The sequence below is a fragment of the Allochromatium vinosum DSM 180 genome (assembly GCF_000025485.1).
GTDB classification, from domain to species: Bacteria; Pseudomonadota; Gammaproteobacteria; order Chromatiales; family Chromatiaceae; genus Thermochromatium; species Thermochromatium vinosum.
The window spans coordinates 2483109-2503752 of the sequence record NC_013851.1 but is presented as its reverse complement, the minus strand read 5'-3'; the positions used below and the strand labels follow the sequence as shown (position 1 = coordinate 2503752).

Below are 20644 nucleotides of genomic sequence, written 5' to 3'. Positions count from 1 at the left end.
AGGGGATCGCCGCCGCTGTCGAACCGGATCTCTCGACGGCGGATGTGCGACCGGAGCCGCCCCTGGCCATCGTCCGGGGCGCGCCGTTCCTGACGTTGCCCCAGGATCTCTACATCCCGCCCGATGCGCTGGAGGTCTTCCTCGAAACCTTCGAGGGACCGCTCGATCTGCTGCTCTATCTGATCCGGCGCCAGAATCTGGACATCCTCGACATCCCGATCGCCGAGATCACGGAGCAGTACATGGAGTACGTCGAGCTGATGCGCGAGCTGCGTCTGGAGCTGGCGGCCGAGTATCTGCTGATGGCCGCGATGCTGGCCGAGATCAAGTCGCGGATGCTGCTGCCCCGGCCGCAGGAAGCCGAAGAGGAGGGCGCCGATCCACGCGCCGATCTGGTCCGAAGGCTCCAGGAGTACGAGCGCTTCAAGCAGGCGGCGGCCGATCTCGACGCGCTGCCCCGGCTGGAGCGCGATCACTTCGTCGTCGAGGCCGCTGTGCCGCCCGGATTCATCCGGCGCCTGCCGCCGGACGTGGAGCTGCACGAACTGCTGTCGGCACTGCGCGAGGTGCTGGCGCGCGCCGAACTCTTCACCAGCCACAGGGTCGAGAAGGAACAGCTGTCGCTGCGCGAGCGCATGTCGCAGGTGCTGGAACGTCTGAACGGCGGCGGATTCGCGCGGCTGACCGATCTCTTCGACCCGAGTGAAGGGCGTCCGGGCGTGGTCGTCACCTTTCTGGCGCTGCTGGAACTGATCAAGTCGAGCGTGCTCGAACTGGTGCAGTCCGAGTCCTTCGCCCCCATCCATGTCAAACTGCGCGAGTCCTCGCCCGCGACCACCGCATGACCGACCAACCGCTCAAAGCCATCGTCGAGGGGGCGCTGATCGCCGCCGGCGGTCCGCTGACGATCGACCAGCTCTTAGCCCTCTTTGGCGAGGACGAACGGCCCGAGCGCGCGGCCATCCTCGACTGTATCCGCGCACTGATCGCCGACTACGCGGGACGCGGCATCGAGATCGCCGAGGTCGCGGGCGGCTATCGGGTGCAGGTACGCGCGTCCGTGGCGCCCTGGGTGGCACGGCTGTGGGACGAGAAGGCGCCGCGCTATTCGCGCGCCCTGCTGGAGACCCTGGCCCTGATCGCCTACCGTCAGCCGATCACGCGCGGTGAGATCGAGGACATCCGCGGCGTGGCCGTGAGCACCAACATCATCAAGACCCTCACCGAACGCGAATGGGTGCGGGTCGTGGGCCATCGCGACGTGCCGGGCCGACCGGCGCTCTATGCGACCACGCGCCGGTTCCTGGATTACTTCGGACTGCGTTCGCTCAACGAGCTGCCGCCCCTGTCCGAGATCCGCGATCCCGAGTCTTATTTCCTATCTACGAACGTCGTGCCGACGTCCGAACCGACCGAGAACACTCCATGAAGAACGATCGACAGCCGCCCCGTCGTCCCGGCTCCGGCGACGAACCCGTCCGGCTCCAGAAGCTGCTCGCCGAGGCCGGACTCGGCTCGCGCCGCCAGATCGAGGGCTGGATCAGCGAGGGCCGGGTGCGCGTCAATGGCCAGCTCGCCAAGCTCGGCGATCAGGCCACCCGCGCCGACCGTATCCGCGTCGACGGGCGCGATGTCACGCTCAAGCCCAAGCGCGATTCCGAGACCCAGATCATCGTCTACCACAAGCCCGAGGGCGAGCTGGTCACGCGCCGCGATCCCGAGGAACGCCCGACCGTCTTCCGCCGTCTGCCGCGACCCAAGCAGGGGCGCTGGATCGCGGTCGGTCGGCTCGACATCAATACCTCGGGTCTGATCCTCTTCACCACCGACGGCGAGCTGGCCAACCGGCTCATGCACCCCTCGCGCGAGATTGAGCGCGAATACTCGGTGCGCATCCTGGGCGAGGTCGCGCCCGAGACCCTGGAGCGTCTGACCGCCGGGATCGAACTGGACGACGGCCCGGCCAAGTTCGAGCGCATCACCGACCAGGGCGGCACCGGCGCCAATCACTGGTACAACGTGGTGCTGCGCGAGGGACGCAATCGCGAGGTGCGCCGACTCTGGGAGGCCGCCGGCTGCACCGTCAGCCGACTGATCCGCATCCGTTACGGCAATGTCGAGCTGGGCCGACGGCTCTTTCCCGGCAACTGGCGTCCGCTGACCGACGCGGAACGCGCCGAGCTGATGGCCCTGGCCGGACTGCGCGTGCTGGAGCGCCCACGCTTGCGCCGCCCCGCACCTGGAGCGGCGAAGCCCCGGCGACCCAAGCCCGATGACGGCTCCTCATCGGGCGAAGGATTGAAGTGGGGGCGGCGTTCGCGCTAGAACCGCCAGGCGTCGAATCGGGCCTGGATCAACGCGCGGCTGTGGTGCGGCTACTGGTCAGGATCCAATCACGCACCCGGTTGGAATCGCCGACGGTACTCAGTTTGCCATTCGATCCCAGGAAGACCATGTAGAGGCTGCGATTGTCGATACGCGCCCGCATGACCAGACAGCGGCCGGCCTCGTTGATGAAGCCGGTCTTGCTGACTTCCACCGTCCACTCCGGGCTGCGCACCAGGGGATTGGTATTGCGATATTGCAGTGCCGTACCATCGGAGAAGGGACGCAGCGTCATCTGGCCGAGCGCGGTGATCTCATGGAGCAGCGGATAGTTCGAGGCGGCGCGCACCATCTTGACCAGATCCTCGGCCGTCGACTGGTTGCGCGGATCGAGGCCGGAAGAATCGACGAATCGAGTATTGCGCATCCCGAGCGCGCGTGCCTTGCGGTTCATGGCCTGAATGAATTCCGGAGTGCCGCCGCGGAAGGTCGTGCGGCCGAGCGCGTGGGCGGCGCGATTGTCCGAAGACATGATGGCGACCATGATCATCTCGCGGCGCGAGAGCACGGTGTCGTTGATGCGCAGACGCGAGCGGCTGTTCTTGAGCCGGTCGCGGTCGTCCTCGACGATGCGGATCGGCGTCTTGAGCGAGACGCCCGTATCCAGCACCACCATGGCCGTCATCAACTTGGTGATGGAGGCGATGGGGCGGACCGCGCGGGCATTCTTCGAGTACAGGACGTTACCGCGTTCGTCGACGATCATCGCGCTGACCGAATGCAGATTCAGCGCCGCGCGGTTGAGTCTGCTCCACTCGCTCGAACGCTCGTTCAGCTGCCAGCCGTCCTGGGTACCCTCGATGTTGCGCCAGTCGTAACCCGATGGATTCACAGGCGCGGAGGCATTGACATAGGGCTTGGGTGGCGTGGGGGCCAGGGTCGAGCGATCCTGGCCCGACTGTGACTGGTTGCTGGCGCAGGCGCCTCCGGTCAGGATGATTGGACCCGTGAACAGCAGGCGTGTCGCGCGGATGGCGCCCGATCGCCGTCGCTGGTCGGATCGGGAGTGGAAGATGGGGAACCTGGGCATGGCGGTGAAGTCCCTCAGAGTGTTTTGAGTCAAATGGCAATTATTGCATAGGGGATTGGCGGCTGGCGCGGCGCGTGCCTTGTGACTCCGATACGCTTGGCGGAAAATGCGCGCTTTCGGTCGATTGAAACCATTCATCGAGGGCGCGCACTCCATGCCGGACATACGCGGTTCCATCCACGGCCAATGGTCGTCGCGATTCGTCTTCATCCTGGCCGCCGTCGGCTCGGCGGTCGGTCTGGGCAACATCTGGAAGTTTCCCTATATCACAGGCGAGAACGGCGGCGGTGCCTTCGTCGTGGTCTATCTGATCTGTATCGCCCTGATCGGCGTGCCCATCATGATGGCCGAGATCCTGATCGGGCGGCGTGGGCGCCAGAGTCCGATCAATACCATGCACGCGCTGGTGGCCGACGAGAAGGCCCATCCGGCCTGGCGCTGGCTTGGCTGGCTTGGAGTGTTGACGGGCTTCCTGATCCTGTCCTATTACAGCGTGATCGCCGGCTGGGCGCTGGCCTATGTCTTCCGCGCCGGCGCCGGACTCTTCGCCGGCGCAAACGCCGAGAGCGTCTCGACACTGTTCGGGGCCCTGCTGGATTCGCCCGAATCCATGCTCGCCTGGCACACCATCTTCATGGTAATGACCATGGCCGTGGTGGCACGCGGTGTGCGCAGCGGCCTGGAGCGGGCCGTGACCATCCTGATGCCGGCGCTTTTCGCGCTACTGGTGGTCCTGGTGCTCTACGCTCTGTATGCAGGCGATTTCGCGCGCGGCGCGGCGTTTCTCTTCAACCCCGACTTCGACAAGGTGTTCCAGCATTGCGAACTACTGGAGTCCGGTGTGAAGTCGTGCCGCTTCTCCGGCGAGCCGCTGTTGATCGCCCTGGGGCACGCCTTCTTCACCCTGAGTCTCGGCATGGGCGCAATCATGGTCTATGGCTCCTACATGCCGGGCAATGCCTCGATCGCGCGTGCGACCCTGACCATCGTGGCCGCCGACACGGCGGCGGCGCTGCTGGCAGGGCTGGCGATCTTCCCGATCGTCTTCGCCAACGGGCTGGAGCCGGCGTCCGGTCCGGGGCTGATCTTCCAGACGCTGCCGATCGCTTTCGGGGCCATGCCGGGTGGGCAGGTGTTCGGCACGCTGTTCTTCGTGCTGCTGGTGTTCGCGGCCTGGACCTCGGCGATCTCACTCATCGAACCGGCGGTGGCCTGGCTGGTCGAGAATCGGGGGATGGCACGTGTTCCGGCAGCGCTCGCCGTCGGGGCGCCGGCCTGGGTGCTCGGTGTCGGCTCGGTGCTGTCTTTCAATCTCTGGTCGGGCGAGTCCTTCCAGTTCTTTGGCAAGACCTGGTTCGACCTCGTGGATTATCTGACGGCCAACATCCTGCTGCCGTTGGGCGGGCTGTTGATCGCGCTCTTCGCCGGCTGGGTGATGTCGCGCGCCGCCTCGCGCGGCGAGCTGCGGATGGGGGATGGAGTCGGGTATCGCACCTGGCGGTTCCTGGTACGCTATGTCTCGCCCTGGCTGGTCGTGATCGTTTTTCTCAACGCTATTGGACTGATTTGAACCGCGCGCGAGGTATGAGCGGATGTTGCATGACATGATCGACTGGCTGGTGACTGCGGTCGACGGCTGGGGGTATACGGGTGTGATGGTGCTGATGGCCATCGAGTCGAGCTTCATCCCCTTTCCGAGCGAGGTGGTACTGATCCCGGCGGGTTATCTGGCGCATCAGGGGCGGATGGATCCGAGCCTGGTGCTGCTGGCCTCGATCGTCGGCTGTCTGATCGGCGCCTTCGTCAATTACGGGCTGGCGCTGGCGGTAGGACGCCCCTTCCTGGAGCGCTATGGACGCTATTTCTTCATTGCCCCGGATGTGCTGCACAAGACGGACGTTTTCTTCGCGCGTCATGGGGCGATCTCGACCTTCACCGGGCGTCTGATTCCAGGCATCCGGCAGTTGATCTCGATTCCGGCCGGACTGGCGCGGATGCGGCTCGCGACCTTTGCCTTCTACACCGCGTTCGGGGCCGGGCTCTGGTCGCTGGTGCTGATCGCGCTGGGTTATTTCATCGGGGGCAACGAGGCGCTCATCCGTGAGAACCTGCCGTTGGTGACTGTCGCGGCCCTGATCTTCGTCGCGCTGACGTTGCTGGGATATGTGGTATGGAACCGTCGGCGTCAGCCGGCCTGAGCCGACTAACTCTGGGTGGGGCGATAGAACAGATGGCGCCCGATGCGTGTGGTGCGCTCGAGGTGTCGCGACCACTTGGGGCTGACATAGTCGGTGTGGTAGTAGAGCGCGCCGTCGGTCGGGTCCGGAACCTCGTCGGCCAGGACACGGCGGCTGATCTCCAGAGAGCGCTTCCAGGCCTTTTGTTCTTTGGGGTCATCGGGCTTTCCGTCACACCACCAGGAGAATTGACAGCGATGACGCTTCTGGCTGCCCTGTTTGACGACGCCGCAGATCGATTCGGGAAAGGCCTCTGACTCGACCCGGTTCAGGGTCACGCGGGCGACGGCGATCTGGCCGGATTCCGGCTCGGAGCGGGCTTCGTGGTAGATGTTTAGGGCCAGACAATGCAGATCCTGGTCGATTTCGGTTCTCGTCTCGGCGCTCGGTCGTGTTTCGATCAGACGCGGTGTGGTGTGTGATGCGGTCAGGAGCGTTGGGACGATCGCGGCAAGCAAGACCGTGGACAGCGTTCGCATGTTTGCTTTCTCGTGTATGAAATACTCGGGAAGATTTCCGGTATGGTATTTCAAAACTCGATATAAGGGAAATCCCTAGGTTCAACGCGGATGCGATAGATCGGGTAGCCCCATCCGCCTTGGCATCAGGGTCGGGTTACAGGCTATGCTTCGCGCCGGATATCTTTCTGCTCCCGGAGACCCCGTATGGATCGACACCAAGCGACCAACCCTGCTCAAAATTCAAACTCTCGTACCTGGATCGCCGCCATCGAGCGACGCCTTCCGCCGGTACTCGTCGGGAATCTGCGCCGGCTCGGTCTGAGACGCGGTATTCCCGTCTTCGTCCTGGTCTGGCTGCTCCTGCTGCTGGCCGTCGATGCCATCTATCCGATCGACGTTCGCGGATGGTTCATCTCCGCGCTCCTGATCCTGTTCTATCTGCTGCCGACCTGGCTGGCGTTCGACCAGGGCCACCGTCGGCGTGTGGCCATCAGTGTGCTCAACGTCCTGCTCGGCTGGACGATCATCGGCTGGCTCGGCCTGATGCTCTGGTCGATGACCCGGAGTCATCGCGATTCACCGGAACCTCAGGCACCAGAGACCGGCGCGCTCGGCACGCACGCCTAGCGCGCGGAACAGGCGGCTGGAGATCCATGGCCACAGCACGCGTCTGAGCCATGGATCGACGCCTCCGGTTCGGAGGCGGCTGGGGGGAGCGCTCAATCCTCGGCGCGCTGATAGGCGTCCATCAACGGCTTCTGGATGTTGCCCGGCACCGGGTCGTAGTGGCTCAACTCGATGCTGTAGGTCCCTTCGCCGCCTGTGAGCGACTTGAGCCGTGCGTCATACCCCTCCAGCTCGGCCAGCGGCACCTCGCCCTCGATGACCACGCGCCCGCGGCTCTTGGACTCACTGCCGTTGATGCGGCCGCGCCGGTTCGACAGATCTCCGGCCAGATCGCCCATGGCACTGTCCTGAGCCGTGATGCGGATCTTGACGATCGGTTCCAGGATCACCGGCTGGGCCTTGAGCACGGCCTCGATGAAGGCTTTGCGCCCGGCCGTGGCGAAGGCGATGTCCTTGGAATCGACCGAGTGGTACTTGCCGTCGTAGACGGTGACTTTTAGATCCTGGAGCGGATAACCGGCGATAGCGCCTTCTTCCAGTACCTGACGCACACCCTTTTCGATCGAGGGGATGAAGTTGCCCGGAATGGCCCCGCCGACCACAGCATCGACGAACTCGAATCCCGTCCCGCGTGCCTTGGGTTCGACCCGCAGATAGACCTCGCCGAACTGGCCGGCGCCGCCGGTTTGCTTTTTGTGCCGATGATGGCCCTCGGCCTGACCCAGGATGGTCTCGCGATAGGGGATGCTCGGCGGCCGGGTCTCGACGTCGACATGGAACTGCTCGGTCAGCCGGCGCAGCACCACCTTGAGATGGGCCTCCCCGAGTCCGCGCACCACGGTCTCGTTGGCACTGGCGTTGTGCTCGATGTGGAAGCAGGGATCTTCCGAGCGCAGCTTGTTGAGCGCGTCGGTGAGCTTCTGTTCGTCGCCACGCTTGGTGGTGTTGATCGCCAACCCGAACAGCGGCACCGGGCACTCCATGGTCGTGAGATGGAAATGATCCTCGTCGTGCGAGTCGTGCAGCACGGCGTCGAAATGGATGTCCTCGACCCGGGTGACGGCCAGGATGTCACCCGGTACGCCCTCGTCGACCTCGATCAGATCATTGCCATGTACGCGATAGAGATGGCTGACCTTGAAGGGCTTGCGCGCGTCGCCGACGAAGAGCTGGCTGGCCGGGGTGATGCGCCCCTGATGGACGCGGAAGATGCCGATCTTGCCGCGATAGGGGTCGTTGAGGATCTTGAACACATGGGCCACGACGTGCTGGCTCGGATCGGGACTGACGCGCACCGGCTCCATGGCTGCGCCCTCACCCTTGAGGAAGGGCGGTGGATTGCCCTCGGCCGGATTCGGCATCAGGCGCGCCAGGATCTCCAGCAGCTCCGGGATTCCGGCGCCAGTCTGGGCCGAGACATAGCAGATCGGCATCAGATGCGCCTCGCGCAGCGCCGCCTCGAAGGGATCGTGGAGCTGCTCGGGCTGGAGTTCCTGGCCCTGCTCCAGATAGAGCGCCATCAGATCCTCGTCGACCTCGACCACCTGATCAATGATCTGACTGTGCGCCTCCTCGACCGAGGAGAAGTCCGTGGGTCCGCCGCTGGGCTGGAAGAAGCAGTCGACGACGCGCTTGCCGCCGTCGGCCGGCAGGTTGATCGGCAGACACTCGGGGCCGAAGGTCTCGCGGATCTGGGCCGTCACCTGCTCCAGGTCGATCTGCTCGGCATCGATCTGGTTGACGATGATCAGCCGGCACAGATGCCGGTTGTCGGCCGCCTTCATCAGGCGCGTGGTCATGGACTCGATGCCGGCCTGGGCATTGATGACCAGGGCGGCGGTCTCGACCGCCGGCAATACAGAGAGGCTGCGACCGAGGAAATCGGGATAGCCGGGGGTATCGATCAGATTGATGTGCTTGCCGCTGGTGGTGAAGCTGGAGATGGCGGCGTCGAGCGAGTGCTGCAACTCCTTTTCCATGGGGTCGAAGTCGCAGACCGTGGTGCCCTTGGTCACGTTGCCGGGCACATTGATGACGCCGGTGGCCGCGAGCAGCGCCTCCACCAGGGTGGTCTTTCCGGAGCCGGCGTGACCGACCAGGGCGATGTTGCGGACGTCCTCGGCATTGTAGTCAGACATCTTGGATCCCGTCGTGGCGCTTGAGTGGAAATCGGGGCGCTTGAGCGAACCAGCGCCCAGGGACGTTCATCCGAACGAATCGAAAGTATACTGCAACCGGAGTGGGGCTCAGGCCGTACTGGGGGTGAAATCGCGCTGGAGTTGCCCTAGATCAAGGGGACGGTCGAACGTGCGGCTTCGTCGAGGACCAAGGGGACGGTCCTGGCGCCGGTGATCGGCAGAGAGATAAAACGCGGCGGCCGATATGGCGGGCCGCCGAAGGACGCACAGCTAGGGTCGTGATGATCGCTGAGTTGATCGAACCGCACACCCGTGACGGCCTGTCATGCCCCGAAACGGGGATCGTTCGCTGTGGAATCGTGCCGAAATCACCTTGGGGTGCGGTTCGATCCTGTCTTGGTTCAAACGTTAGCACAACGCTGGAGGCCAAAAAATGGCACTGGTTCTCAAATCTGACGCTTTCGTCGATGGCGAAGCCATTCCAACGCGTTACACCTCCGTGGGCGAAGACTGCTCGCCGCCGTTGAGCTGGGAGAACCTGCCGGAGGGAACCCAGAGTCTGGTGTTGATCGTCGACGACCCGGATGCGCCCGATCCGGCCGCGCCGCGCATGGTCTGGGATCACTGGATCCTCTACAACATCCCGCCGGATTGCGGAGGATTGCCCGAGGATACGGCGCGTCATGGATTGCCCGAAGGCGCGGGGGAGGGGATCAATAGCTGGGGGCGGACGGGTTATGGCGGACCCTGTCCACCGATCGGACGTCACCGCTATTTCCATCGGCTCTATGCATTGGATGTGCGGCTGCCGGAGGCACTGGGAACACCCGGCAAGGACGATCTGCTGCTGGCGATGGACGACCACATCCTGGCTCATGCCGAGTTGGTCGGCACCTACGAAAAGTCCGTCCCGGGTTGAGCCGGACTCGATGATCGAAGCCGGGCGCCAGGACACAGCGTCCTGTACGCCCGTTTTGGCCTTCAGGGTCGCACTCGATCGATGCGGATCCGGACATTGCTCCCGGCATCACGCTGAACCGGTTCCGATTCGCCGAACAGGTCGCCTGGCTGGGGCGTGGCCTGGCCACTCATCGAGACCCGTGCTCCGACCTGAACCTGCTCGAAGGCCGACAGCCGCAGGGCCGGATTCATGGCCTGACTGTCGTCGAGCGTCACAGTGGCGGGCAGATCCTTGACCTGGAGACGCTGTACGGCCAGCGGCATCGGCGGCCCCTGAACGGCACGCGCGAAGACGAAGACCGTATCGTCGGGTGAGACGCGATCGGAGACGCTCGGGTCGAGGCTGACCGCTACGGTCAGACTCGTTCGTGACGTGGCAGCCGGCACCTCGCTCTCTGTCTGCGTGTCCGCCGTGTCGGCTTGGGGCGTGGCGGATGCGGAAGCCTCGGTTTCGGAGGCTGTCGTTTCACCCGCTTCGCCTGGTGTGACCGATGCGGTCTCGGCTGGAATCCCAGCGCGACGCAGCGCCTCGTCCATCATCTTTCTGAGATTGTCTGCTTCCTCGCTCTCCGGGGCGAGTTCGTCGAGGATGCTCTGCCAGGTCGTCCGGGCGGCCTGATACTGGCCCCGCTGGAACGCGACCAGACCCGAGAACCAGCGGGCATTGGAATTGGTCGGCTCCTGAGCCAGCGCCTCGGCGATCAGCTCGGCGGGACGCCCCAGCAGGCTCTTGTTGGGATCGGCGAGTCCCAACACCTCGGCATAGGCGATCTTGAGTTCGACCTCATTGGGCGCGAGCGCATAGGCGCGCTCCATCGCCTTGGCGCCGGCGTTGAGTCGCCCCATGGCCAGATAGGTACGGCTGAGCATCATCCAGCCATCGATGTTCGCCGGTTCCTGTTCGAGCCGTTTTTCCAACTGCTGGACCAGTTCTTCCAGCGAGGCGGCCTCGGTGTTGGCGCCGTCCGCCATGGCGGCCGTCTGGCGCTGGTCGATCAGATCAGTCCGGCCGATCTCTAGGTAGGCCAGTACGGTGGCGGCCGGAACGACGATGGTCAGGACCAGTGCCAGTGCCCAGCGGCTGAGTGCGGAACTCGAATGCTCGGTGGTCGCCGCCGTCTCGGCACCGTCCAGATCGTAGAGCAACTCGCGCTCCAGATCGCGCCGTGCGGCGTCGTACTGTGCCTGATCGAGAAAACCGCCCTCCAGGTCGGCGTCGAGTTCCTTCAGGCGCTGCTGGAAGACTTCCAGGTTGAGTCGATCCTGACCGGGCGCGGTATCCGGCGGCGTGGGGCGCACCAGCGGCGCGAGCACGAAGACGAGCGACAGGGCCAGCAGAATACCGGCGAGAATCCAGAAGATGATCATGGGGTTCGAGTCAGTCGTGTTGATCGCCGGTCTTGGCGAGTAGCTGTTGCAGTCGGGCGCGTTCGGCCTCGCTCAGATCCTGTTCGGGTTCGGCCTTCTTGCGCTGGAGCGTGCGCGCGAGCAGATAGGCGCCGAAACCGACGAACAGGAAGGGGCCGAACCAGAGCACCAGGGTCGAGGGTTTGAGCGGCGGCTCATAGAGCACGAAGTCGCCATAGCGTTCGACCAGGAAGTCGATGACCTCCTGACGGCTCTTGCCTTCCTGCATCAGGCGGTAGACCTCTTTGCGCAGATCCTGGGCGACGCCGGCCTGCGAACCGGCGAGCGACTCGTTCTGACAGACCAGACAGCGCAGCTCGCTGGTGAGATCGCGGAATTCCTGGGTGCGCGCCGGATCCTCGAAGGTGAACTCTTCCAGGGTGAAGGCGTGAGCCGGAGCGGTCGTCAGCAGGGCGCCGGCCAGCGTCAGCGCGGCCACGAGCGACTGGGTCTGAGTCCGGATCATGGTTTGCCTCCTTGGTAGCGCGCGACGATGGGCTGGATCTCCTCGGCCCAGACCTGGGCGTCGATCGGCCCGACCCGCTTGTGACGGATGATGCCCTCGGCGTCGACGATGAAGGTCTCGGGTGCGCCATAGACGCCCCAGTCGATCCCGGCCTTGTTGTCCGGGTCATAGAGGGAGACCGTATAGGGATCGCCATAGCGCTGGAGCATGGCCAGTGCCTCGGGCCGGGTGTCCTTCCAGTTGAAGCCGATCACGCGCACACCGTGCTCGCGCGCGATACGCATGAGTTCGGCGTGTTCCTGGCGGCAGGACGGGCACCAGGAGGCCCAGACGTTCACCAGCGACACCTGACCGATGAGGATGTCACGGGTCAGAGTCTGGTTGGGATCCTTGAGATCGGGCAGGCTGAACTCAGGCGCCGGTTTGTCGACCAGCGGCGAGGGGATTTTGCGCGGGTCCAGTTGCAGCCCGTAGAAGAGCAGGGCGGCCAGGGCCAGAAAGATCCCGAGCGGGATGAGAGCGCGTTTGGCAGAGGTGTTCATGATCGGTCCTTCAAGCCTTGGCCAGAGCGACGTCGGTCGGAACGGTTGCCGTCTGGCGGACGGTACGATAACGCCGGTCGGTCGCGGCCAGCGTGCCGCCGATGGCCATCAGGATGCAGCCGAGCCAGATCCAGCGCACATAGGGTTTGTGATAGAGGCGCAAGGCCCAGTCGCCCTGGACGCCGACCGGCTCGCCGAGCGAGATATAGATGTCGCGCAGGAACCCGGCGTCGATGGCCGCCTCGGTCATGGGCATCCCGCCTGAGACATATTTGCGCTTCTCGGGATAGAGCCGGGCGATCTCGCGCTCACCGCGATAGACGACGAAGTCGCCCCGGAACGCCTGATAGTTGGGGCCGGGGATGGCGGTCACGCCGTTGAACTGGAAGCGATAGCCGGAGGCCTCGTGGCTGGCGCCGGGCGACATACGCACGTCGGTCTCTTCGCCGTGGATCGAGACCATGGTCACGCCGACGATGAAGACCGCCAGTCCCATGTGCGCCAGCCACATGCCGTAATAGCCGCGACTGTTGCCGGTGAGATCGGCCTTGAGACCGCGCAGTCCGCCCTTGTGCTTGAGCCGGTCGAACAGGCTGACCAGATGAGACGCAGCCAGCCACACCGCCATGCCGACACCGAATCCGGTCGCCATCTGATCGGCGGACATACCCGGCAGCGAGACGGTGAGGACGGCCGCGATCCCGAGCGCCAGCGCGATCCAGAGCGCGCGCACCAGCCGCCAGGCTTCGTCATGCTTCCAGTGCACATGCGGCCCGATGGCCGTGGCCAGGATCAGCAGCGGCGACAGGGCGACGAACATCTTGTTGAACCAGGGAAAGCCGACCGAGATCTTGCCCCAGCCAGCCGCCTCGTAGATCAGCGGGGCGAGCGTACCGAACAGCACCAGCACCGCGAGCGTGGTCAGCAGCAGGTTGTTGATGAGCAGGAAGGTCTCGCGCGAGAGCAGATCGAAGCGCCCGCCGCCGGAGATCGTCGGCGCGCGCCAGGCATAGAGCGCGAGCGAACCGCCGATGACCACGCACAGGAACAGCAGGATGAAGCTGCCGCGCGTCGGGTCGGTGGCGAAGGCGTGGACCGAGGTCAGCACGCCCGAGCGCACCAGGAAGGTGCCGAGCAAGGAGAGCGAGAAGGTCGAGATCGCCAGCAGCACCGTCCAGTTCTTGAAGGCGGCGCGCTTCTCGGTCACGGCCAGCGAGTGCATCAGCGCGGTGCCGACCAGCCAGGGCATGAAGGAGGCGTTCTCGACCGGATCCCAGAACCACCAGCCGCCCCAGCCGAGTTCGTAATAGGCCCACCAGGAGCCGAGCGCGATGCCGATGGTCAGGAACACCCAGGCGACCGTGGTCCAGGGCCGCGACCAGCGCGCCCAGGCCGCATCCAGCTTGCCGCCGATCAGCGCGGCGATGGCAAACGCAAAGGCGACCGAGAAGCCAACGTAGCCCATGTAGAGCATCGGCGGATGGATGGCCAGCCCCGGATCCTGCAACAGCGGATTGAGGTCACGGCCTTCGAGCGGTGCCGGGAAGATGCGGTCGAAGGGGTTGGAGGTCAGCAGCGTGAACAGCATGAAACCGATGGCGATCATCGCCTGCACCGAGATGACGCGCGCGATCATCGGCAGCGGCAGGTTGCGGCTGAACTGCGCGACCGCCGCGCCCCAGCCGGCGAGCATCAGGATCCACAGCAGCAGCGAACCTTCGTGCGCGCCCCAGATGGCCGAGATCTTGTAGAGCGTCGGCATCAGGGTGTTGGAATTGGACGCGACATAGAGAACCGAGAAGTCGTCGTCCAGGAAGGCGATCAGCAGACAGAGAAAAGCGATGCCGATGAAGGTGAGCTGGCCCCAGGCCAGCGGACGCGCCATGGCCATCCAGGCACGATTGCCGGTGAAGCTGCCGATCAGGGGCACGCTGGCCTGGACCAGCGTCAGCACCAGCGCCAGCAGCAGGGCGAAATGACCGAGTTCAGGCACCATCAGTTGGCCGCTCCACTGTTGGCTGGGCTTGGGTTGGCGGCGGCGTTGGCCACGCCTTCGGCATGGGCGGTCTGGAGCGTGCTGGCGACCTCGGGCGGCATGTATTCCTCGTCATGCTTGGCCAGGACTTCCTCGGCCTGGAACACGCCATCCGGGCGCAGCCGGCCCTTGGCGACCACCCCCGAGCCTTCCTTGAACAGATCGGGCAGGATGCCCTCATAAGCGACCTTGACGGTCGACGCATTGTCGGTCACGTCGAAATAGACCGTCAGACCCTCGCCCTGGCGCTGCAACGAACCTTCGGTGACGAGTCCGCCGAGCCGGAAGACGTGATCGGCCGGTGCTTCCTTGGCGATGACCTGCGAAGGGCTGAAGAAATAGGAGAGATTGCTCTTGAGCGCCGTGATGGCCAGGGTCGAGGCCGCGCCGATCCCCAGGATCGCCAGACCGACGAAGACCAGTCGTTTCTGTCGTGCTTTCATATCGGGAATTTCACTCCGGACGCGAGGATTGGGACAGTCGGGCCAATCGACCCAATCGCGCCAAAATGGTTCGATGCTGGAGACGCAATTGCAGCACCTCGGCCACCAACAGTAGCGCCACCATGCCGTAGGCGCCCCAGACGAAGAAGGCGTAACCGCCCTGAGAAAAGAAATCGCTCATCGTACTTGCTCCCGGTTCAGCAGTTCCTGGACCCAGCTCGCTTCGGCCTCGCGCGTGAGGATGATCGAGCGCAGTCGCATGAAGCTGGTCGCGAACGAGTACATCCAGAACGCCAGCGTCATGGTCAGCATCGAAAACAGGATGTTGCTATCGATCTTGCCCAGACCCGAACGCTGGTGCAGGGCCGCGCACTGTGTCGGGTCGGGGCAGTTGATCGACCAGTAGATGACCGGGACCATGACCAGACCGACGATCGCCAGCAGGGCCGAGGCGCGATCGGCGCGGCGGGTGTCGTCGATCGCCGAGTGCAGCGCGATATAGCCGATGTAGAGGAAGAACAGCACCAGTTCCGAGGTCAGGCGCGGATCCCAGTCCCAATAGGTGCCCCAGCTCGGGCGACCCCAGAAGGCGCCGGTCCAGAGTGCGAGAAAGGTGAAGACCGCGCCGGTCGGCGCCACAGCATTGGCCATCATGAACGACAGCCGGGTGTTGAACACCAGCCCGATCGCCGCCCAGAACACCAGCACGATATAGAGCCACATCGACATCCAGGCCGCCGGGACATGGATGAAGATGATGCGGTAGTACTCCTTCTGCGGATTGCTGCCGCCGAGCTGATCGGCCGTCTGGAAGAAGCCCCAGTAGAGACCGATCACCAGCAGCACGCCGGTCAGGATCCAGAAGGGGCGGGTGAGACGGCCCGCGAGCGGATAGAAGGTCGCGGGCGAGGCGAATTTGAACCAGTTCAGGGTCATGTGTAATCACTCGAGCGAAATCTTGAGTGCCGCCGCCGAGGCCAGCGGGGCGAGCGTCAGGGCCGCCAGCAGAAAGGCGCCCAGGAGCGAAAGATACGGCATGGTATCTGACAGATCGATGACACTGACCTCGATCGCGCCAGATCCATAGACCAGTACCGGAATATAGAGCGGCAGAATCAGCAGCGAGAGCAGGATGCCGCCGCCGCGCAGCCCGAGCGTGAGCGCCGCGCCGATGGCGCCGATCAGGCTCAGGATCGGCGTGCCGAGCAGGAGCGACAGCATCATGATCCCGATCTGTGCATCCGACAGATGGTACTGCATCCCGACCAGCGGGGCGATCAGCACCAGCGGCAGCCCGGTCAGCAGCCAGTGCGCGCCGACCTTGGCCAGCACCAGGAGCGACAGCGGCTGGGCGGTCAGGAGCATCTGCTCCAGCGTCCCATCTTCGTAGTCAGCCGCGAACAGCCGTTCCAGCGCCAGCATCGAGGCCAGCAGCGCCGCGACCCAGACCACGCCTGGCCCAAGGATCTGCAACACCTGACGCTCGGTTCCGACGCCGAGCGGAAACAGACTAACCACGATCATGAAGAAAAACAGCGTCGTCAGCACATCGGTCCGCCGCCGCATGGCCAGCAGCAGATCGCGCTTGAGGACGCACCAGAATACAGCCCACATGATCGCGTCAGCCTCCCAGGTCCAGACGGGCGACCTGGCCCGAGGTCAGCGGCACGTCCTGGTGCGTGGTCAGAACCGCCAGCCCGCCGCCGGCCACATGGTCAGCGATCAGTCCCTGGAGCAGGGCCACGGCCTCGACGTCGAGCGCCGTAAACGGCTCATCCAGCACCCAGAGCCTGGCGCGACTGAGGATGAGCCGGGCCAGGGCCACGCGCTTCTTCTGGCCCTGCGAGAGCATCCGCGTCGGCAGATCCTCGAAGCCGCGCAAGCCGATGCGCGCAAGCGCCTGCCAGACGTCATCGATCCCGACCGGGTCGCCGTCGAGCCGTGCCGCGATCGACAGGTTCTCGATCCCGGTCAGATCGGACTTGATGCCGTTGAGATGGCCGAAATAGAGCAGCTCGCGCCGATAGTCCTCGGCCAGGGCGCGGATCGACTCACCGCGCCAGCGCACCTCGCCCGCGTCCGGGGTGAAGAGTCCGCACAGGGTCCGCAACAGCGTGGTCTTGCCGCTGCCGTTGCGTCCGCGTACATGCAGCAGGGTTCCAGGCTCCAGCGCCAGATCCAGCCCGCTGAACAGCCGCCGGTCGCCGCGCCGGCATTCGAGTCCGATGACCTCAAGCATGGCGGTCCTCGTCGTCGCTCCCATTCCGTCGATTCGATGCAGACTCGGGATGCTGGATCACCCAGCAGTTGTGGATGCGCGGATTGCGGGCGAAGTCGCGCGGCAGGGTCTGGGCGCTGATGTCGCTGACCTCGAAAGGCGCCAGCCCCTCCAGATCGATGCGGAACCGGCGCAGATTGTTCGAGAAGATCAGTCGCCCGCCGGGTTCGAGCAGACGCATGGTCGCCTGGATGATGTCGACATGGTCGCGCTGGATGTCGAGCGTGCCGTGCATCCGTTTGGAGGTCGAGAAGCTCGGCGGGTCGAGAAAGATCAGATCGAAACGGCGCTGTCCGGCCATGGAGTCGATCCAGCGCAGACAATCGGCCTGGATCAGCTGATGATTCGGCCCCCGGATGCCGTTGAGTTCCAGATTGCGCCCGGCCCATTCCAGATAGGTGCGCGACAGGTCGACCGTCGTGGTCGAGGCCGCGCCGCCCTTGGCCGCGTGCACGGTCGCCGTGCCCGTGTAGGCGAAGAGGTTCAAAAAACGCTTGCCATCGGACAGCGAGCCGATCAGCCGCCGCACGTCGCGATGGTCGAGAAACAGCCCGGTGTCCAGATAGTCCTCGAAGTTGACCAGGAACCTGAGACCGTACTCCGAGACCTCGTGGAAACGCCCGGTCTCGGCCAGCCGCTCGTACTGGGCGCGGCCCTTCTGCTGACGGCGCACCTTGAGGAACACCTGCTCGCCCGGCACCTCCAGCACCTCGGGGATCAGCCCCAGCGCCTCGCGTAGCCGCTGGCGCGCGCGCTTGGGATCGACGCTCGGCGGCGCGGCGTATTCCTGGACATGCACCCAGCGCCGTTCGCCCTCGTAGAGATCGATGGCCAGAGCGTATTCGGGCAGATCGGCGTCATAGATCCGCAGACAGTCGATGCCGTCACGCTGGCGCCATTTGCGCAGCGCCTTGAGATTCTTGCTGAGCCGGTTGGCGAACATGGCCGCGCCCGGACTGCGCTCTTCCGGCGGCAGCGGGCGCGGCAGATGACTGACGAAATAGCGCGGCTCGATCTGGAAGCTCAACAGCCGGCATTCGATCGGACCGTTGTAGAGACTGTGTATCCTGGTCGCCCGCAGACCCAGGCTCTTGCCCAGCTCGGGACTGGAGGTGAAGACGGCCGCGCGCCAGCCGACGAAGCGCTCCTTGAGCACCGAACCGAGCCGCGCATAGAGCTGGGTCAGATCCTCGTCGGCGCCGAGCCGCTCGCCATAGGGCGGATTGACGATCACCAGCCCTTCGTCGTCCTCGCGACCGGGGTGGCAGTCGGACAGTTCGCGGCGCTCGAAATGGGCCAGTCCGGCGAGTCCGGCGCGCTCCAGATGATGCAGCGAGGTGCGGATGGCGTTGGGGTTGACGTCATAGCCGCGTAGCGAGCCGAGCCGCTTGAGTCCGGCCGTGCGGCGCAGACGCGCCTCGGCCAGCAGACGCTGCCAGGCCGGTTCGTCGTGCTGGGTCCAGCCGTGGAAGCCGAAGCGCTCGCGCAGCAGCCCAGGCGCGATGTCGGCAGCGATCAGCGCGCCTTCGATAATCAGCGTACCCGAACCGCACATGGGATCGAGCAGCGCGCCGCCCTCGGCCGCGATCTCGGGCCAGCCGGCGCGCAGCAGGAGTGCAGCGGCCAGATTCTCCTTGAGCGGCGCGGCGGAACCGGCGTCGCGATAGCCGCGCTGATGCAGCGACTCGCCCGAGAGATCCAGACTGAAGGACAGGCTGTCTCGGTTTCCGTAGAGGTGAATACGCAGATCCGGATCGTCGGGATCGACGCTCGGACGCCGCCCGTAGAGCCGGTTGAAGCGATCGGCGATGGCGTCCTTGACCTGGAGGATGGCGAAGTGCGGATTGGTGACGCCCTGGAGCTGGCCGTCGAACTGGATGGCGAAGGTGCGATCCGGTGTCAGATGGTCTTCCCAGGGGATCTCCAGCGCGCTGTCGTGGATCTCATCCGGGCCGCCCAGCGACACCTGCGCCAGCGGCAGGAGAATGCGGTTGGCGATCCGCGACCAGAGGCAGGCGCGATAGCCGTCCTCGATCCGGCCCGAGAAACGCGCCCCGCCGCGCGTCTCGGCGGCCCCCGCCATCCCGAGTCGGGTCAGCTCCTCGGCCAGCAGACTACCGAGGTGCTTGGGGGCGGAGGCAAAGAAAATATGATCAGACATGCGCGGGGCGGGACTCCGGGGGAGGTGGCTGAACCAGGCTGTCGGGTGCGTATTGGACGGGATTTCCCGCCGCCCGGTCTTTAAATTTTGTTCATCTACCGCGACGGGCGTGCGGCGTCTCAGTCTTTCTTCAGCAGATCACCGAGACCGGCGAAGGGGTTGAAGGTGGCCGCCGAACCGCCGTTGGCGCTCGCTTTGGCCGGCTTGCCGGTGCCGCGCGCGAGTGCGGCCAGATGCTCTTCGTACTTCTGGTGCTCGTTGTCGTGACAGTAGATGCACAACAGCTCCCAGTTGCTCCCATCGGGTGGGTTGTTGTCGTGATCCATGTCCTTGTGATGCACCGTCAGCTCGCGCAGATTCTCGCGCGTGAAAGTGCGGGCGCAGCGTCCGCAGACCCAGGGATAGAGCTTCAGCGCCTGATCGCGATAGCCGGCGGCGCGTTCCTCGCTCGCCTTGCGCGCGCTGGCGACCACCTGATCGAGCTTGGCGGTGTCGATGGGCTTGCCGGTCTTGCCATGGCGGGGAGGGTTGTGCGTGGCCATGTGTCGATGTCGTCTCAGGGGGGAGATGGTGCGCGAGGGGGGACTCGAACCCCCACGGAGTGCTCCACTGGAACCTAAATCCAGCGCGTCTACCAATTCCGCCACCCGCGCGATCCGGGCATTTTAGCCTGATTTCGGGAAAATCGGTATGGATGGTTGATCGGCGCGGTCGTCGCTGAACGCCGGTCGCTGATGAACGCCGGGCGCATCCCTGAAAAACACGCCCGGACGTTCCCGGCGACACTCAGGGCTGGACGCTGGTCAACCCGACGCTCAGCCAGTCCTGCATCCCGCCGCGATACCATTTGAGTTTGTGCAGCGGATAGCCGATGCCGACCAGGGTCTTGATGTTGGCCGTCGACTGCGGGCACCAGATGCCGTTGCAGAAGAGCACCAGCGTCTTGGCCTTGCTGAAGTCCAGGGCGCCGCTGGCCGGATCGCGGATGACGCTGAAGTCGTCACGCAGGGTCTGCTCGAAGGTATCGGCTTCGCGCGGCGTCTCGAAGGTGCCGGCGTTGTCGCGGCTGATCCGGTTCCAGGGGATGTTCACCGAGCCGGGGATGGTCCCGCGCATGACCCAGTCCGGGGTACGCGAGTCGACCAGCAGGATGTCCTTGTCACCCTGCGACATCCGGTGCAGATAGTTCAGTACTTCCAGCTCGCCGATGGTCTCGACTCCCTCGACTACGGTCATGGGCTGAACGCAGAAGGGCGGACAGCCGCGATCTGTCTTCTGGAAGGCATCGGGCAGGGTGGCATTGAGATCGTGTCCGCGCTGGATGGTGACAGTCTGACCATTGTGCTGGACCTGGACGCTCTCGAGCGTCGGCGTGATCTTGTTGTCGGCGGCGAGCGCGAGGGCCGAAGCGCCGAAGCAAAGTGCAAGCGCTGTGAGACGCAAGGATCGGGGGCTGGACATACTGCGAGTCTCC

The 20644-nt window shown here is 64.8% G+C and carries 22 protein-coding genes and 1 tRNA gene; 7 read left to right on the top strand and 16 right to left on the bottom strand.

Going from position 1 to position 20644, the window contains the following annotated elements; genetic code table 11:
- Window positions 1-5: 5 nt before the first annotated feature.
- Genes ALVIN_RS10925 through rluB form a run of 3 tightly spaced genes read left to right on the top strand, consistent with a single transcriptional unit; the run spans window position 6 to window position 2325 of the window.
- Window positions 6-845 (top strand): segregation and condensation protein A, encoded by an 840-nt coding sequence (locus ALVIN_RS10925; RefSeq protein WP_043796254.1) that lies wholly within the window; start codon window positions 6-8, stop codon window positions 843-845.
- Window positions 842-1429: an SMC-Scp complex subunit ScpB gene (gene scpB, locus ALVIN_RS10920; protein WP_012971384.1), complete on the top strand. Its 588-nt coding sequence runs from the start codon at window positions 842-844 to the stop codon at window positions 1427-1429. The genes ALVIN_RS10925 and scpB overlap by 4 nt, the downstream gene beginning before the upstream one ends.
- Window positions 1426-2325 carry a 23S rRNA pseudouridine(2605) synthase RluB gene (gene rluB, locus ALVIN_RS10915; RefSeq protein WP_012971383.1) on the top strand — a complete coding sequence of 300 codons (900 nt, stop codon included), beginning with the start codon at window positions 1426-1428 and terminating at the stop codon, window positions 2323-2325. The genes scpB and rluB overlap by 4 nt, the downstream gene beginning before the upstream one ends.
- Before the next feature lie 28 nt (window positions 2326-2353).
- Here the strand turns inward: rluB and ALVIN_RS10910 are convergent, their stop codons facing one another.
- The gene (locus tag ALVIN_RS10910; RefSeq protein WP_012971382.1) at window positions 2354-3415 is read right to left on the bottom strand and encodes a serine hydrolase; all 1062 of its coding nucleotides are present in this window, start codon (window positions 3413-3415) and stop codon (window positions 2354-2356) included.
- Between the two features lie 154 nt (window positions 3416-3569).
- Here ALVIN_RS10910 and ALVIN_RS10905 point away from each other — a divergent pair, with 154 nt between their 5' ends.
- Together ALVIN_RS10905 and ALVIN_RS10900 are read left to right on the top strand one after the other, a co-directional pair.
- Window positions 3570-4985, top strand: coding sequence for a sodium-dependent transporter (locus ALVIN_RS10905; protein WP_012971381.1), 1416 nt, complete (start codon window positions 3570-3572; stop codon window positions 4983-4985).
- 34 nt (window positions 4986-5019) lie between these two features.
- The gene (locus ALVIN_RS10900; RefSeq protein WP_223295208.1) at window positions 5020-5613 is read left to right on the top strand and encodes a DedA family protein; all 594 of its coding nucleotides are present in this window, start codon (window positions 5020-5022) and stop codon (window positions 5611-5613) included.
- A 5-nt stretch (window positions 5614-5618) separates the two neighbouring features.
- Here ALVIN_RS10900 and ALVIN_RS10895 read toward each other — a convergent pair whose 3' ends face one another.
- Complete coding sequence (locus ALVIN_RS10895; protein ID WP_012971379.1) at window positions 5619-6131, bottom strand: cell wall hydrolase; 513 nt, start codon at window positions 6129-6131, stop codon at window positions 5619-5621.
- A 186-nt stretch (window positions 6132-6317) separates the two neighbouring features.
- Here ALVIN_RS10895 and ALVIN_RS16660 point away from each other — a divergent pair, with 186 nt between their 5' ends.
- The gene (locus tag ALVIN_RS16660) at window positions 6318-6740 is read left to right on the top strand and encodes a superinfection immunity protein (RefSeq protein ID WP_012971378.1); all 423 of its coding nucleotides are present in this window, start codon (window positions 6318-6320) and stop codon (window positions 6738-6740) included.
- A gap of 92 nt (window positions 6741-6832) precedes the next feature.
- Here the strand turns inward: ALVIN_RS16660 and fusA are convergent, their stop codons facing one another.
- Window positions 6833-8878 (bottom strand): elongation factor G, encoded by a 2046-nt coding sequence (gene fusA / locus ALVIN_RS10885; protein WP_012971377.1) that lies wholly within the window; start codon window positions 8876-8878, stop codon window positions 6833-6835.
- Window positions 8879-9311: 433 nt separating this feature from the next.
- Here fusA and ALVIN_RS10880 point away from each other — a divergent pair, with 433 nt between their 5' ends.
- On the top strand, window positions 9312-9797 hold the full coding sequence (locus ALVIN_RS10880; protein ID WP_012971376.1) for a YbhB/YbcL family Raf kinase inhibitor-like protein: 486 nt from the start codon (window positions 9312-9314) through the stop codon (window positions 9795-9797).
- A gap of 62 nt (window positions 9798-9859) precedes the next feature.
- Here the strand turns inward: ALVIN_RS10880 and ccmI are convergent, their stop codons facing one another.
- The 13 genes from ccmI to ALVIN_RS10815 all read right to left on the bottom strand — a co-directional run bounded on the left by ccmI (window position 9860) and on the right by ALVIN_RS10815 (window position 20631).
- Window positions 9860-11206 carry a c-type cytochrome biogenesis protein CcmI gene (gene ccmI / locus ALVIN_RS10875; RefSeq protein WP_012971375.1) on the bottom strand — a complete coding sequence of 449 codons (1347 nt, stop codon included), beginning with the start codon at window positions 11204-11206 and terminating at the stop codon, window positions 9860-9862.
- 10 nt (window positions 11207-11216) lie between these two features.
- Window positions 11217-11711 (bottom strand): cytochrome c-type biogenesis protein, encoded by a 495-nt coding sequence (locus ALVIN_RS10870; protein WP_012971374.1) that lies wholly within the window; start codon window positions 11709-11711, stop codon window positions 11217-11219.
- On the bottom strand, window positions 11708-12253 hold the full coding sequence (locus ALVIN_RS10865; RefSeq protein ID WP_012971373.1) for a DsbE family thiol:disulfide interchange protein: 546 nt from the start codon (window positions 12251-12253) through the stop codon (window positions 11708-11710). Before ALVIN_RS10865 ends, ALVIN_RS10870 begins: the two co-directional genes overlap by 4 nt.
- Before the next feature lie 10 nt (window positions 12254-12263).
- Entirely contained in the window at window positions 12264-14249 is a 1986-nt protein-coding gene (locus ALVIN_RS10860; RefSeq protein ID WP_012971372.1) for a heme lyase CcmF/NrfE family subunit, read from the bottom strand.
- Entirely contained in the window at window positions 14249-14731 is a 483-nt protein-coding gene (gene ccmE / locus ALVIN_RS10855) for a cytochrome c maturation protein CcmE (protein WP_012971371.1), read from the bottom strand. Before ccmE ends, ALVIN_RS10860 begins: the two co-directional genes overlap by 1 nt.
- Window positions 14732-14741: 10 nt before the next feature.
- Window positions 14742-14912, bottom strand: a complete 171-nt coding sequence (ccmD, locus tag ALVIN_RS10850; protein ID WP_012971370.1) for a heme exporter protein CcmD — start codon at window positions 14910-14912, stop codon at window positions 14742-14744.
- A complete protein-coding gene (gene ccsA / locus ALVIN_RS10845; RefSeq protein WP_012971369.1) occupies window positions 14909-15667 on the bottom strand; it encodes a cytochrome c biogenesis protein CcsA in 759 nt (252 codons plus the stop codon). Before ccsA ends, ccmD begins: the two co-directional genes overlap by 4 nt.
- A 6-nt stretch (window positions 15668-15673) precedes the next feature.
- Window positions 15674-16345: a heme exporter protein CcmB gene (gene ccmB / locus ALVIN_RS10840; RefSeq protein WP_012971368.1), complete on the bottom strand. Its 672-nt coding sequence runs from the start codon at window positions 16343-16345 to the stop codon at window positions 15674-15676.
- 7 nt (window positions 16346-16352) lie between these two features.
- Entirely contained in the window at window positions 16353-16970 is a 618-nt protein-coding gene (gene ccmA / locus ALVIN_RS10835) for a cytochrome c biogenesis heme-transporting ATPase CcmA (RefSeq protein ID WP_012971367.1), read from the bottom strand.
- On the bottom strand, window positions 16963-19170 hold the full coding sequence (rlmKL, locus tag ALVIN_RS10830) for a bifunctional 23S rRNA (guanine(2069)-N(7))-methyltransferase RlmK/23S rRNA (guanine(2445)-N(2))-methyltransferase RlmL (RefSeq protein WP_012971366.1): 2208 nt from the start codon (window positions 19168-19170) through the stop codon (window positions 16963-16965). The genes ccmA and rlmKL overlap by 8 nt, the downstream gene beginning before the upstream one ends.
- A 119-nt stretch (window positions 19171-19289) precedes the next feature.
- Window positions 19290-19712: a YajD family HNH nuclease gene (locus ALVIN_RS10825; RefSeq protein WP_012971365.1), complete on the bottom strand. Its 423-nt coding sequence runs from the start codon at window positions 19710-19712 to the stop codon at window positions 19290-19292.
- A 26-nt stretch (window positions 19713-19738) separates the two neighbouring features.
- Window positions 19739-19823 (bottom strand) — tRNA-Leu (locus ALVIN_RS10820).
- Window positions 19824-19956: 133 nt separating this feature from the next.
- The gene (locus ALVIN_RS10815) at window positions 19957-20631 is read right to left on the bottom strand and encodes a rhodanese-like domain-containing protein (protein ID WP_012971364.1); all 675 of its coding nucleotides are present in this window, start codon (window positions 20629-20631) and stop codon (window positions 19957-19959) included.
- Between the last annotated feature and the right edge of the window lie 13 nt (window positions 20632-20644).

Coding starts and splice junctions, on each gene's coding strand:
- scpB (WP_012971384.1), top strand. CDS start 842: ATGACCGACCAACCGCTCAAAGCCATCGTCGAGGGGGCGCTGATCGCC.
- rluB (WP_012971383.1), top strand. CDS start 1,426: ATGAAGAACGATCGACAGCCGCCCCGTCGTCCCGGCTCCGGCGACGAA.
- ALVIN_RS10910 (WP_012971382.1), bottom strand. CDS start 3,415: ATGCCCAGGTTCCCCATCTTCCACTCCCGATCCGACCAGCGACGGCGA.
- ALVIN_RS10905 (WP_012971381.1), top strand. CDS start 3,570: ATGCCGGACATACGCGGTTCCATCCACGGCCAATGGTCGTCGCGATTC.
- ALVIN_RS10900 (WP_223295208.1), top strand. CDS start 5,020: ATGATCGACTGGCTGGTGACTGCGGTCGACGGCTGGGGGTATACGGGT.
- ALVIN_RS10895 (WP_012971379.1), bottom strand. CDS start 6,131: ATGCGAACGCTGTCCACGGTCTTGCTTGCCGCGATCGTCCCAACGCTC.
- ALVIN_RS16660 (WP_012971378.1), top strand. CDS start 6,318: ATGGATCGACACCAAGCGACCAACCCTGCTCAAAATTCAAACTCTCGT.
- fusA (WP_012971377.1), bottom strand. CDS start 8,878: ATGTCTGACTACAATGCCGAGGACGTCCGCAACATCGCCCTGGTCGGT.
- ALVIN_RS10880 (WP_012971376.1), top strand. CDS start 9,312: ATGGCACTGGTTCTCAAATCTGACGCTTTCGTCGATGGCGAAGCCATT.
- ccmI (WP_012971375.1), bottom strand. CDS start 11,206: ATGATCATCTTCTGGATTCTCGCCGGTATTCTGCTGGCCCTGTCGCTC.
- ALVIN_RS10870 (WP_012971374.1), bottom strand. CDS start 11,711: ATGATCCGGACTCAGACCCAGTCGCTCGTGGCCGCGCTGACGCTGGCC.
- ALVIN_RS10865 (WP_012971373.1), bottom strand. CDS start 12,253: ATGAACACCTCTGCCAAACGCGCTCTCATCCCGCTCGGGATCTTTCTG.
- ALVIN_RS10860 (WP_012971372.1), bottom strand. CDS start 14,249: ATGGTGCCTGAACTCGGTCATTTCGCCCTGCTGCTGGCGCTGGTGCTG.
- ccmE (WP_012971371.1), bottom strand. CDS start 14,731: ATGAAAGCACGACAGAAACGACTGGTCTTCGTCGGTCTGGCGATCCTG.
- ccmD (WP_012971370.1), bottom strand. CDS start 14,912: ATGAGCGATTTCTTTTCTCAGGGCGGTTACGCCTTCTTCGTCTGGGGC.
- ccsA (WP_012971369.1), bottom strand. CDS start 15,667: ATGACCCTGAACTGGTTCAAATTCGCCTCGCCCGCGACCTTCTATCCG.
- ccmB (WP_012971368.1), bottom strand. CDS start 16,345: ATGTGGGCTGTATTCTGGTGCGTCCTCAAGCGCGATCTGCTGCTGGCC.
- ccmA (WP_012971367.1), bottom strand. CDS start 16,970: ATGCTTGAGGTCATCGGACTCGAATGCCGGCGCGGCGACCGGCGGCTG.
- rlmKL (WP_012971366.1), bottom strand. CDS start 19,170: ATGTCTGATCATATTTTCTTTGCCTCCGCCCCCAAGCACCTCGGTAGT.
- ALVIN_RS10825 (WP_012971365.1), bottom strand. CDS start 19,712: ATGGCCACGCACAACCCTCCCCGCCATGGCAAGACCGGCAAGCCCATC.
- ALVIN_RS10815 (WP_012971364.1), bottom strand. CDS start 20,631: ATGTCCAGCCCCCGATCCTTGCGTCTCACAGCGCTTGCACTTTGCTTC.